This window comes from Synechococcus sp. CS-1332 (assembly GCF_025127995.1).
In the GTDB taxonomy this organism is placed as follows: domain Bacteria; phylum Cyanobacteriota; class Cyanobacteriia; order PCC-6307; family Cyanobiaceae; genus Cyanobium.
Map to the genome: position 1 here is coordinate 65,202 of NZ_JAHLYP010000040.1, position 11,050 is coordinate 76,251.

Consider the following 11,050-nt stretch of genomic DNA (forward strand, 5'->3'; position numbering starts at 1 on the left):
ATGTTGATCTGCAAGGTGGTCAAACCCCTGGTCTCGACCAATCGCATCCCCGATTTCGAGCACAAACACCTCCAGGTGGTTCAGGACGGCAGCACCCAGAAGGTGGCCGTCGACGCGGTCGGCTGCATCCCCGGCGACTGGGTGATCTGCGTGGGCAGCTCGGCGGCCCGGGAAGCGGCAGGGAGCAAGTCCTATCCCAGCGATCTCACGATCGTGGGGATCATCGACCACTGGGATCCAGAAGCCGGCAAGGCCAGTCCGCCCCCCAGCGGCGCCCCGGCCACCCCGGGGGGCACGGCCTGATGGAAATCCTGCAGGTCACCGGCTCCCTGGTCTGCTCCCAGAGGGTTCCCGGTCTGGAGCACTGGAACCTGCGGGTGCTGCGCAGCCCCAAAGGCAAGCTCAGCGTCGCGGTGGATCCCGTTGGCGCCTCACCAGGCAACTGGGTGTTCACGGCCAGCGGTTCGGCCGCCCGCTTCGCCTGTGGCAACCCTGAGTCGCAGATTGATCTCACCATCGCCGGCATCATCGATTTCTGGGAGCCGGACGGGTAGGCGCCGGGGGGCCCCGCCACCGGGCGGCCTGCCTCCTTCCATCGTCTCCACTCCAGTTCCTCCTCCCCGCGCCCGTCCCATGGCCAGCCGCACCCCCCGCACCGGTCCCGACGCCACTCCCACCCCGGCGACGCCGGCGACCGTTCCGTCGCCGGCGGCCAGCACCACCACGGTGCCAGCCGGCGGCGGTAGCCCCCCGGCGCTGCCACCGGCTGCGGCAACCAAGCCGGCGGATCCCAAACCGGCGGCCGCCACCAAGGCCCCCCGAGCGGCTCGCGCCACCGCTCCGGCCCGCCAGCCCCGCCGGACCCCAGCCACGGCGACCACGGCCCGCTCCAGCGCCTCCATCCCCAGCCGCCGCGCCAGCGGCAGCGGTGCTGCCGGCACCCCCCCCACGACCCCCACTCCCCGTACCTCCCCCATGGCCCCCACCATCCACGGCATTGCCCTCGGCCTGATTGAAACCCGTGGCCTGGTGCCGGCGATCGAGGCGGCGGACGCCATGACCAAAGCAGCGGAAGTCACCCTGATCGCGCGTGAGTTCGTCGGCGGCGGCTACGTCACCGTGATGGTGCGCGGCGAGACCGGTGCAGTGAACGCGGCCGTCCGCGCCGGCGCCGATGCCTGCGAGCGGGTGGGCGACGGCCTGGTGGCCGCCCACATCATCGCCCGTCCCCACAGCGAAGTGGAGCCTGCCCTGGCGGCCTCCGGCATCGGCCGCAGGGGCTGATCCCCATGGACGCCGCCCATCCGCGCGTCCTCGGCTACCTGGGCCGCGCGCTGAGCCTGGAACTGTCTGCGGTGCAGCAGTACATGACCCAGGCCTCCCTCGTGGAGCTCTGGGGCGAGGCCGACGCCGCCGAACGCTTCCGCCAGGAAACGGTCGAGGAATTGCGGCATGCCGAACGGCTGGTGCAGCGCATGCTCCAGCTGGGGGTGGCCCCGGCCGCGTCCCAGCTGCGGCCCGTGGGCCACGCCGCCGATCTGGTGGGTCTGCTGCGCCTCAATGCAGTCCTGGAGCAGGATCTGATCCAGCACTACGACGAAGCCACGCGCTTCTGTCTGCTGATCGGCGATCGCAACAATGAAGCCTTCTTCCGCACCCTGAGGGACGAAGAACAGCAGCATGGGGAAGCGCTGGCGGCCTGGCTGGACAGCCTGGGCAATGCCCAGTCCCGGTCCCTGCAAAGGGCCACCTTCTGACGTCCCTCCCATTGCCGGACACCCTTCCCCTGTCGATCCAGCTCAGCTGGCTGATCCCCCTCTACGGATTCAGCGGCATGCTGCTGTCGCTGCCCTGGGCGACGGGCTGGATCAAACGCAATGGCCCCCGTCCGGCCGCCTACCTCAACCTGCTGGTCACCCTGCTGGCGGTGCTGCACGGCAGCCTTGTGCTGCGCGCCGTGCTGGCCCTCGGCCCCCAGCACCTCGACATCGCCTGGTTCGCGGCGGCGGACCTGGATCTGCGCATCGGCTTCGATCTCTCCCTCACCAACCTGGCGGCCCTCGAACTGGTCACCTTCATGAGCCTGGTGGGGCAGGTGTTCGCCCTGGGCTATCTCGACAAGGAATGGTCCCTGGCCCGCTTCTACGCCCTGGTCGGGTTCTTCGAAGGGGCCATGGCCGGGGTGGTGTTGAGCAGCAACCTGTTCATGAGTTATTTCCTGCTGGAGATGCTCACCCTCTCCACCTATCTGCTGGTGGGTTTCTGGTACGCCCAGCCCCTGGTGGTGACCGCCGCCCGCGACGCCTTCCTCACCAAGCGGGTGGGGGATGTGCTGCTGCTGATGGGCGTGGTGGCGCTGTCGGCCTTGGCCGGATCACTGGAATTCAACGATCTCTATGCCTGGTCGGCTAACCAGACCCTGCCCGCCCTTGGGGCCACCCTGCTGGGCCTGGGGCTGATCGCCGGGCCGATGGGCAAATGCGCCCAGTTCCCGATGCACCTCTGGCTGGATGAGGCCATGGAGGGTCCGAACCCGGCCTCGATCCTGCGCAATTCCGTGGTGGTGACCTGTGGCGCCGTGGTGCTGCTGAAGGTGATGCCTCTGCTGTTGATCTCGCCGGTGGTGATCGATGTGCTGCTGGCGGTGGGCACCATCAGTGCGCTGGGCGGTGCCCTGGTGGCCATCTCCCAGGTCGACCTGAAGCGGGCCTGCTCTTACTCCACCACCTCCTATCTGGGGCTGGTGTTCGTGGCCATCGCCCTGCAGCAGCCCTTCATCGCCCTGTTGCTGCTCTTCTCCCATGCCCTGGCCAAGGCCGTGCTGTTCATGAGCGTGGGCAGCGTCATCGCCACCACCAACTGCCAGGACCTCACCGAACTGGGTGGCCTGGGCTCCCGGATGCCCGCCACCACCACCGGATTCCTGGTGGGGGCGGCCGGTCTGACCGGCTTGCTGCCCCTGGGCTGTTTCTGGAGCTTCGGCCTGATGGTGGAGGGGCTGAGCTCCAGGGCCCCATTCTTCGCCGCCGTGGTGCTGCTCACCAATGGACTGACGGTCCTGAACCTGACACGGGTCTATCGCCAGGTGTTCATGGGAGCCCCCCACCCCAAGACCCGCCGCACCCCCGAGGTGAACTGGCTGATGGCCCTGCCGATGGTGACCGTTGCGGTACTGGTGCTGGTGACGCCCCTGGTGATGGCCCGCATCGACCGGGTTCCCGGCATCGGGGCCTTCTCGAGCCTCACCGCCCTGGTGCTCGTGGGCAGCGGTCTGGCCGGTCTGCTGGCCGGCAGCCTGGTCCCCCTGGACACCTTCTGGTCCCGCTCCGTTCGCCAACCGCTGCGCGTCCTGCAGGATCTGCTGGCCTTCGACTTCTACACCGACCGCATCTACCGGGCCACGATCGTGGCCTTCGTGGCCGGCCTGGCCAGGATCACCAATGGCTTCGACCAGCTGGTGGTGAACGGGCTGGTCAACCGCATCGCCGACGTCTCGATGGCCTCGGCCGAAAGCCTCAAACTTGGGGTGAGCGGCCGGCTGCAGACCTACGTCTTCACCGTGGTGGCGGCGATCGTGGTGCTGATCGGCAGCCTTTCCTGGCTGGGGAGCTGAGACGGAACCATGCTGAGCGCCCTGCTGCTGATTCCCTTCGCCGGCGCCCTCGGCCTGCTCTGCTGGCCAGGCGAGCTGTCCACCGAGCGCATCCGCCGCACCGCCCTCGCCCTGCTGGTTCTGCAGCTGCTCTGGAGCCTGCGGGTGCTGCTGGCCTTCGACTTCAACGATCCGGGCCTGCAATTGCAGGAGTCCTTTGCCTGGGTGGACAGCATCGGCCTCGATTACCGGCTGGGTGTCGATGGCCTGGCCATGCCCCTGGTGCTGGTCAACGCCGCCCTCACCCTGGTGTCGGCGATCTGTACCCGCGACCTCAGCCAGCGTCCCCGCCTCTACTTCGCCCTGCTGCTCGGGATCAGCGGCGCGGTGAACGGGGCCTTCCTGTCAGAAAACCTGCTGCTGTTTTTCCTCTTCTATGAGCTGGAGCTGATTCCCCTCTGGCTGCTGATCTCGATCTGGGGCGGCGCCAACCGGGGCTATGCCGCCACCAAGTTCCTGATCTTCACGGCCATCTCAGGCTTCCTGATCCTGGGGGCCTTCCTGGGCCTCGCCCTGGTCACCGGCCAGGCCGATTTCGGCATCCACGCGGTGACCACGGCCCAGCTGGGCATGGGCACCCAGCTGGTGCTGCTGGGGGCGCTGTTGATCGGGTTTGCCATCAAGATCCCCCTGGTGCCCTTCCACACCTGGCTCCCGGATGCCCACACCGAGGCCTCCACGCCGGTGTCGGTGCTGCTGGCCGGTGTGCTGCTGAAACTGGGCACCTACGGCCTGCTGCGTTTCTGCCTGGGGATATTCCCGGAGGCCTGGGCGTTGCTCGCTCCCTGGCTGGCGGGCTGGGCGGCGGTGTCGGTGCTGTATGGCTCCCTGGCGGCCATCGCCCAGCGGGACATGAAGCGGATGGTCGCCTACAGCTCCGTGGGCCACATGGGCTACATCCTGCTGGCGGCGGCCGCTGCCACCCCCGTCAGCCTGCTCGGGGCCGTCTTCCAGATGGTCAGCCACGGCCTGATCTCCGCCCTGCTGTTCCTGCTGGTGGGCGTGGTCTACCGCAAGACCCGCACCCGGGACCTGGAAGTGCTGCGCGGCCTGCTCAACCCCGAGCGGGGCCTGCCCTTCACCGGAACGCTGATGATCCTGGGGGTGATGGCCAGTGCGGGCATGCCCGGCATGGCGGGTTTCATCTCCGAGTTCCTGGTGTTCCGCGGCAGCCTCGCCGCCTTCCCGGTGGCCACCCTGCTGTGCATGGTGGGCTCCGGCCTCACGGCGGTGTACTTCCTGCTACTGGTGAACCGGGCCTTCTTCGGCCGGCTGGCGGTGACCCCCCCCAGCGGCGATCCGGTGGCCGACTCCCGCCTGGAGGTGCGCCTGCCGGCCGTGGCCCTGCGCGAAACCCTGCCCGCCCTGGCGCTGGCCAGCGGCGTCGTGGTCCTGGGGGTGCTGCCCTGGGGACTGGGCAAGCTGAGCGAACAGGCCACCACCGCCATGGCCCAGTTGCCGGCCCTGGTGGCGGCGATCCAGGGCGGAGGGCTGCTGTCATGAGACCGATCCCCCGTTCCCCCAAACCGCCCCTCACGTTCAGGGGCGGCCTGCCCTCCGCCAATGATCTGGTGGAATCCCTGCTGGCCGGACGCACCCTGCTGGACGAGTCCCCCGATCACCTGAGCCAGGTGGTGGACGTGCTGGAGAGCTACGGGGAGGTGCTGGATGCCTACAGCATCAATCTGATCTACCAGGCCGAGAAGCAGTTCCTGAATCCCTTCCCGGTGTTCCGCTTCCTCGATGGTGACCACAGCCCGGCGAAGATCTGGCGCCATCTGCTGCACGACCGGATCAACTTCGAATATGCGGAGTACTGCCAGAAGTCGATGCTCTGGCACGGCACCGGTGGCCTCGATGCCTACCTCGACAGCGACGCCTTTGCGGCCAACTGTGCCGCCATCGTGGCCCACAAGACCCGCCGCGACCCCCTGCTGGCGGTCCTCAACCCATTGTTTCCGCAGTTCCTGAGTGAACTGATCCGCTCGGCGGCCACCACCCATGCCCTCGGCCAGTTCTGGCGGGTGATGAGCGATCTGTTCATCGATCTGGCCAGGGCCGAGCGGGACGGGCGGGTGGACTCGATCGCCGCGGTGGTCAGCTTCATCAAGGACGGTCTGGTGGCAGCAGCGGGGGCCCCGATCACCTACGCGGTGGAGATCGCAGGCACCCGCTTCTGGGTGCTGCCCCCCGAGGCGGGCCTCACCTTCCTGATGGATGTGGCGGTTCCCTATGTCGAAGCGGTGTTTCTGCGCGGCACCCCGTTCCTGGGCACCGTGTCCTTCAACGCCCAGGCCCAGCAGATCTCCCCCGACCAGGCCCAGTTCATGTATGGCGCCCTCTACGCCGACCCGCTCCCCACCATGGGCTCGGGCATCCCGCCCAGCCTGCTGATGCAGGACATGTACCGGCACCTGCCGGACCGCCTGCACCAGACCTACCTGGCCGGCATCCGCGGCTCAGGGGACGTGCGCGTGAAGATCTGCATGACGTTCCAGAAGGCGATGTTCTGCGTCACCAACGCGGCCATCGCCGGCACGTTCCCCCACTCACTCAGCAGCGACGTCCCAGCGGAGCAGGCAGCCAACCGGGCCTACGCCGCCGCCTGGGCCGCCCGGCTCTGCGTGGCCCGCACCGACTGTCTCGACGCTCCGGGCTGATCTAGGGTCAGATCCATGGATCAGCCCTGGACCCGGCGGCCCCGACCCGATCGGCTCGAGCGCCGCATCGAGTTCGACGACTACGAACGCACCCGCACCTTCCTGGAGCGCCTGAACGGCCTCTCGGAGCAGGAGGGCCGCTTCCCCGACATCAGCTTCGGGCGCACCTACGTGAACCTCACGCTGCGCGCCGAAGCCGACGAGGACCCGATCGGCGAACCGGAGGAAACCTTCGCCAAGGCCATTGATGGTCTCCTCTAGCGACGACGCTGCCGACCCAGCTGGGGTGGCCGACTCCCAGGAATCGACGCTGGTGGACCTGCGGGCGGCCTACGACGCCGCCGGAATCAAGGAGGGTCTCGACCAGCTCGACCGGGAACTGATCGGCCTGCGCCCGGTGAAGGCCCGGATCCGGGAGATCGCCGCCCTGCTGGTGATCAACCGGGCCCGCACCCAGGTGGGGCTCGACACAGCTCCCCCCAGCCTGCACATGTCGTTCACCGGCCGGCCCGGCACCGGCAAGACGACGGTGGCGGCGCGCATGTCGAAGATCCTGCACGGGCTCGGCTACGTACGCAAGGGCCATGTGGTGACGGCCACCCGCGACGATCTGGTGGGCCAGTACATCGGCCACACCGCCCCCAAGACCAGGGAGATGCTCAAAAAAGCGATGGGCGGCGTGCTGTTCATAGACGAGGCCTACTACCTCTACAGGCCCGAAAACGAACGGGACTACGGCGCCGAGGCGATTGAGATCCTGCTGCAGGTGATGGAGAACAACCGCAACGATCTGGTGGTGATCTTCGCCGGCTACAAGGAGCGGATGGACATCTTCTACCAGAGCAATCCTGGGCTCTCCTCGCGGGTGGCCAACCATATCGACTTTCCCGATTACACCGCCACGGAACTCCTGGCGATCGCCCAGCTGATCCTGGCAGCGGAGAACTACCGCTTCAGCCCGGAGGCGGGCGCGGCCTTCGCCGATTACATCCAGCGCCGCATGCAGTTGCCCTTCTTCGCCAATGCCCGGTCGATTCGCAACGCCATCGACCGGGCCCGCATGCGCCAGGCCAACCGGCTGTTCAGTGGCATGGGCCAGGCCCTCACCAAAATCGACCTGATGACGATCGAGGCCGACGACATCATCGCCAGCCGGGTGTTCCACGGGGAAGTTGAGGGGCTGGATCCGGCCCGGCCCCTGACCGGCGCCGGCTGAGGGTCAGCGCCGCTGGCGGCAGGCGATCTGCAGCAGGTCCCGCACCTGCTGCACCCGCCGGGCCAAGGCGGGGTCGCTGCTGAGCTTCTTCTCCACCTGCTCCACGGCGTACATCACGGTGGAGTGATCCTTGCCGCCAAAGGCTTCGCCGATGCGGGGCAGCGACAGGTTGGTGTTCTGACGCATCAGGTACATCCCCACCTGCCTCGACTGGCTGACGGCCCGTTTGCGGCTGGGGCTGAGCATCTCATCGATGCGCACCTCAAACACTTCGGACACCTTCTCCAGCACCTGCTGGGGGGTGACCGCCACCTCATTGCCGACCGGATCGAGCATGGGCGCGAGCGATTCCACGGTCATCGGCAGACCGGTGATCGAGGCGAAGGCCACCGCCCGGGTGAGGGCGCCTTCCAGTTCACGGATGTTGGAGGTGAAGCGCCCGGCGATGTACTGGATCAGTTCCCGGGGCAGGGACACCTGTTCTGCCTCGGCCTTCTTGTGCAGGATCGCCATGCGGGTCTCCAGGTCGGGGATCTGGATATCGGCAATCAGCCCCATCGAGAAGCGGGAAATCAGCCGCTCCTGGAGCTTGGGAATCTGGCTGGGGGGCCGGTCGCTGGCGATCACAATCTGGCGGCCGGCCTCGTGCAGGGCGTTGAAGGTGTGGAAGAACTCCTCCTGGGTGTATTCCTTGCCCTCGATGAACTGGATGTCGTCCACCAGGATCAGGTCGGCCGCCCGGTAGCGATCGCGGAAGGCCTGCATGCCGTCCTTGCGAATCGCCTGGATCAGGTCATTGGTGAAGGTCTCGGTGGAGACATAGAAAACGCGGGCGTCTGGATCGATCTCCAATCGGTAGTGGCCGATGGCCTGCATCAGGTGGGTCTTGCCCAACCCCACCCCGCCACAGATGAACAGGGGATTGAACTCCCGGCCGGGGGCCTCAGCCACCGCAAGAGAAGCGGCATGGGCCATGCGGCTGTTGGCCCCCACCACGAAGCGGTTGAACACGTAGCGGGTGTTCAGGCCCGCTCCGAGGCGCAGGGGCGCCGGCACCGTCCTGGTGCCCCCCCCCGCACCACCGGTCGGGCCTGCCGCCGCTGGACGCACGGGGGCCTCGACCCCTGGCAGCGGCGGCGCGCCGCCGTTCTCGCCGACAACCTCCAGCGGCCCGGCCAGGGGTTCGGCATCCGGGGCCACCTCCACCTCCACCCGCACCTGCCGTCCGGCGTGCTCGCTGGCCACCGCGGCGATCATCACCAGGTAGTTCTTGCGCAGCCAGCCGCAGGCGAAGCTGTTGGGGGCCTCAAGACGCAGCAAACCGTCGGCGTAGTCGCGGCAGCGAGCCTGACGGATCCAGGTCTCGTAGGTCGGTTTGCTGAGCCTGCCCTGAAGATCCTGGCTCACCCGCTGCCACAGCTGATCACCCTGCTGCACCAGGAGCCCACGACGCGATGGCCGAATATAGGCATCCCGTGCCCGGAGGTTCGTCTTTAATGAATCCTTCAGCGACGCCCGTCCGCCCCCGATGGTTCAGCCCCGTTTCCTGTCCCGCCTCAGCCTCCTGGCGGCCACAGCAGGCCTGCTGACCTCCTGCACCGGCACCCGTCTGGCCTTGCCGGGCCTGCCGGGCCTGCCGAAGCCCGAGCAGCCCCCCATCAGCGATGCGGCACCGGCGCCAACGCTGCAGCCCAGCAGTTCCGTGATCGTGGATGCGGTCGAGAAGGCCGGCCCGGCCGTGGTGCGCATCGACACGGTCAAGCGCACCGTGAACCCCCTGGGGGGGATCTTCGGCCGGGGTCCGGCCATCCAGCAGCAGCAGGGCCAGGGATCGGGCTTCATCACCCGCTCCGACGGGGTGCTGCTGACCAACGCCCACGTGGTCGAGGGGGCCAGCGAGGTGAGCGTGACCCTGCCCGACGGCCGCAGCTTCACCGGCAAAGTGCTGGGGGCCGATCCCCTGACCGACGTGGCGGTGGTGAAGGTGGTGGCCTCCAAGCTGCCGGTCGCCACCCTGGGCGATTCCAACAAGGTGCGGCCGGGGGAATGGGCGATTGCCATCGGCAACCCCCTCGGCCTCGACAACACGGTGACGGCCGGGATCATCAGCGCCATCCAGCGCACCAACGCCGTGGGTGAGGGCCAGCGCGTGCCTTACATCCAGACCGACGCGGCCGTGAACCCCGGCAACAGTGGCGGGCCCCTGATCAACGACCGCGGCCAGGTGATCGGCATCAACACCGCCATCCGCCAGGCGCCAGGCGCCGGTCTGAGCTTCGCGATCCCGATCAACACGGCCCGGCAGATCGCCGCCCAGATCCTCGAGCGCGGCTATGCCAGCCACCCCTACATCGGTGTGCGCCTGCAGGCCCTCACCCCCCAGCTGGCCAAGGAGATCAACGCCACCACCAGTGAATGCCGCCTGCCGGAGGTGAACGGCGTGGTGGTGGTCGAGGTGATGGCGAACAGCCCGGCGGCCCGGGGCGGGCTCAAGCCCTGTGACCTGATCGAGAAGGTGGGCGACAAGACCGTCCGCAACGCCTCGGAGGTCCAACTGGGCGTCGACCGGGGCAAGGTGGGCGATCCGCTGACGATCACGGTGCTGCGCGACGGCTCCAGGCAGAACCTCACCGTCCGCCCCGCCGAACTGCCGCGCGAGGGTTGAGGCCACCGAGGGGCCGGGGGACCGGACCACCGCAGCTGGTGATGCTGGCCCGCTGGCCGGCTCCGGGCCGCTGCAAAAGCCGCCTCGTCCCTGGGGTGGGCAGGGCCAGGGCCGCCGCGATCCAGGCTCGCCTCACCCAGCACGGGCTGGCGGCTGCGGCCGAAGCCCGCAGGGCCATGGCGGTAGCCGGAGCCGCTGGGGGCCGAGGGGGCGGACTCGAACTGGTGCTGGCGGCGAGCGGCCTGGGTCCCGGGGCCGCGGCGCGCTGGGGCCGCCGCCTCGGGGTCGACCGGGTGGTGGCCCAGGGGACCGGCAGCCTGGGGTTGCGGCTGCAGCGTCAGCTGCTGCGCGGCTGCCGAGAGGGGGCTTCGGCCGTGGTGCTGATCGGCAGTGACCTGCCGGCTCTGGCGGCCGAGGATCTGCTGGAGGCGTTCCGGGCGCTGGAGCACAACGCCCTCGTGCTGGGCCCCGCCGGCGACGGGGGCTACTGGCTGATCGGCCGGCGCCAGGCCACCCCCCAGCTGTTCACGGGCATCGACTGGGGCAGCGACCGGGTGCTGGCGCAGACCCTGCAACTGGCCGGGCAGGCTGGCCTGGACGCGGCCCTGTTGGCGGAGCGCCACGACCTCGACCGCCCCGCCGACCTGGCCCCCTGGCGATGAGGCCGCCCGTGAGCGTGGTGATCGCCGCCCGCAACGAGGCCCGCGGCCTGCCGGCCCTGCTGGCGGATCTGGCCACGGCACCGGAGCTGGTGCGGGAGGTGCTGGTGGTGGATGGCGGCAGCCGCGATGGCACCCCACGGCTGGCCGCCCTGGCCGGCGCCCGGGTGCTCCACGACGGCAGCGGCCGGGGCGGCC

13 protein-coding genes are annotated in these 11,050 nt (G+C 68.8%); 12 read left to right on the forward strand and 1 reads right to left on the reverse strand.

The window, feature by feature from the left end:
• From KQ305_RS09110 to cbbX, 9 genes are all read left to right on the forward strand, one after another.
• A complete protein-coding gene (locus KQ305_RS09110) occupies positions 1-303 on the forward strand; it encodes a carboxysome peptide A (protein ID WP_259725091.1) in 303 nt (100 codons plus the stop codon).
• Positions 303-554 (forward strand): carboxysome peptide B, encoded by a 252-nt coding sequence (locus KQ305_RS09115; protein ID WP_259725092.1) that lies wholly within the window; start codon positions 303-305, stop codon positions 552-554. Before KQ305_RS09110 ends, KQ305_RS09115 begins: the two co-directional genes overlap by 1 nt.
• Positions 555-633: 79 nt before the next feature.
• Complete coding sequence (locus KQ305_RS15360) at positions 634-1,284, forward strand: BMC domain-containing protein (protein WP_311134336.1); 651 nt, start codon at positions 634-636, stop codon at positions 1,282-1,284.
• Positions 1,285-1,289: 5 nt separating this feature from the next.
• Positions 1,290-1,757 (forward strand): ferritin-like domain-containing protein, encoded by a 468-nt coding sequence (locus KQ305_RS09125; protein ID WP_259725093.1) that lies wholly within the window; start codon positions 1,290-1,292, stop codon positions 1,755-1,757.
• 11 nt (positions 1,758-1,768) lie between these two features.
• Positions 1,769-3,613, forward strand: a complete 1,845-nt coding sequence (locus KQ305_RS09130) for an NAD(P)H-quinone oxidoreductase subunit F (protein WP_259725094.1) — start codon at positions 1,769-1,771, stop codon at positions 3,611-3,613.
• Between the two features lie 9 nt (positions 3,614-3,622).
• Positions 3,623-5,155, forward strand: coding sequence for an NADH-quinone oxidoreductase subunit M (locus KQ305_RS09135; protein WP_259725095.1), 1,533 nt, complete (start codon positions 3,623-3,625; stop codon positions 5,153-5,155).
• The gene (locus KQ305_RS09140) at positions 5,152-6,312 is read left to right on the forward strand and encodes a CO2 hydration protein (protein WP_259725096.1); all 1,161 of its coding nucleotides are present in this window, start codon (positions 5,152-5,154) and stop codon (positions 6,310-6,312) included. The genes KQ305_RS09135 and KQ305_RS09140 overlap by 4 nt, the downstream gene beginning before the upstream one ends.
• Before the next feature lie 15 nt (positions 6,313-6,327).
• Positions 6,328-6,573 carry a 4a-hydroxytetrahydrobiopterin dehydratase gene (locus KQ305_RS09145; protein WP_254956821.1) on the forward strand — a complete coding sequence of 82 codons (246 nt, stop codon included), beginning with the start codon at positions 6,328-6,330 and terminating at the stop codon, positions 6,571-6,573.
• Positions 6,560-7,528 (forward strand): CbbX protein, encoded by a 969-nt coding sequence (cbbX, locus tag KQ305_RS09150; RefSeq protein ID WP_259725097.1) that lies wholly within the window; start codon positions 6,560-6,562, stop codon positions 7,526-7,528. Before KQ305_RS09145 ends, cbbX begins: the two co-directional genes overlap by 14 nt.
• Before the next feature lie 3 nt (positions 7,529-7,531).
• On the opposite strand, the gene dnaA is transcribed toward cbbX, so the two are convergent.
• Complete coding sequence (gene dnaA, locus KQ305_RS09155) at positions 7,532-8,965, reverse strand: chromosomal replication initiator protein DnaA (protein ID WP_399231141.1); 1,434 nt, start codon at positions 8,963-8,965, stop codon at positions 7,532-7,534.
• 91 nt (positions 8,966-9,056) lie between these two features.
• On the opposite strand from dnaA, the gene KQ305_RS09160 reads away from it, so the two are divergent.
• The 3 genes from KQ305_RS09160 to KQ305_RS09170 all read left to right on the forward strand — a co-directional run.
• Positions 9,057-10,193, forward strand: coding sequence for a trypsin-like peptidase domain-containing protein (locus KQ305_RS09160; protein WP_259725098.1), 1,137 nt, complete (start codon positions 9,057-9,059; stop codon positions 10,191-10,193).
• A gap of 41 nt (positions 10,194-10,234) precedes the next feature.
• On the forward strand, positions 10,235-10,855 hold the full coding sequence (locus tag KQ305_RS09165; RefSeq protein WP_259725099.1) for a TIGR04282 family arsenosugar biosynthesis glycosyltransferase: 621 nt from the start codon (positions 10,235-10,237) through the stop codon (positions 10,853-10,855).
• The coding region (locus tag KQ305_RS09170; RefSeq protein WP_259725100.1) for a glycosyltransferase at positions 10,852-11,050 on the forward strand (199 nt) is incomplete at its 3' end. The genes KQ305_RS09165 and KQ305_RS09170, both read left to right, overlap by 4 nt.

Excerpts from the sequence above, each read along its gene's own strand:
- KQ305_RS09160 (WP_259725098.1), top strand. The coding sequence starts at position 9,057 with ATGGTTCAGCCCCGTTTCCTGTCCCGCCTCAGCCTCCTGGCGGCCACA.
- KQ305_RS09140 (WP_259725096.1), top strand. The coding sequence starts at position 5,152 with ATGAGACCGATCCCCCGTTCCCCCAAACCGCCCCTCACGTTCAGGGGC.
- KQ305_RS09125 (WP_259725093.1), top strand. The coding sequence starts at position 1,290 with ATGGACGCCGCCCATCCGCGCGTCCTCGGCTACCTGGGCCGCGCGCTG.
- KQ305_RS09135 (WP_259725095.1), top strand. The coding sequence starts at position 3,623 with ATGCTGAGCGCCCTGCTGCTGATTCCCTTCGCCGGCGCCCTCGGCCTG.
- KQ305_RS09115 (WP_259725092.1), top strand. The coding sequence starts at position 303 with ATGGAAATCCTGCAGGTCACCGGCTCCCTGGTCTGCTCCCAGAGGGTT.
- KQ305_RS09110 (WP_259725091.1), top strand. The coding sequence starts at position 1 with ATGTTGATCTGCAAGGTGGTCAAACCCCTGGTCTCGACCAATCGCATC.
- cbbX (WP_259725097.1), top strand. The coding sequence starts at position 6,560 with ATGGTCTCCTCTAGCGACGACGCTGCCGACCCAGCTGGGGTGGCCGAC.
- KQ305_RS09165 (WP_259725099.1), top strand. The coding sequence starts at position 10,235 with ATGCTGGCCCGCTGGCCGGCTCCGGGCCGCTGCAAAAGCCGCCTCGTC.
- KQ305_RS09145 (WP_254956821.1), top strand. The coding sequence starts at position 6,328 with ATGGATCAGCCCTGGACCCGGCGGCCCCGACCCGATCGGCTCGAGCGC.
- KQ305_RS15360 (WP_311134336.1), top strand. The coding sequence starts at position 634 with ATGGCCAGCCGCACCCCCCGCACCGGTCCCGACGCCACTCCCACCCCG.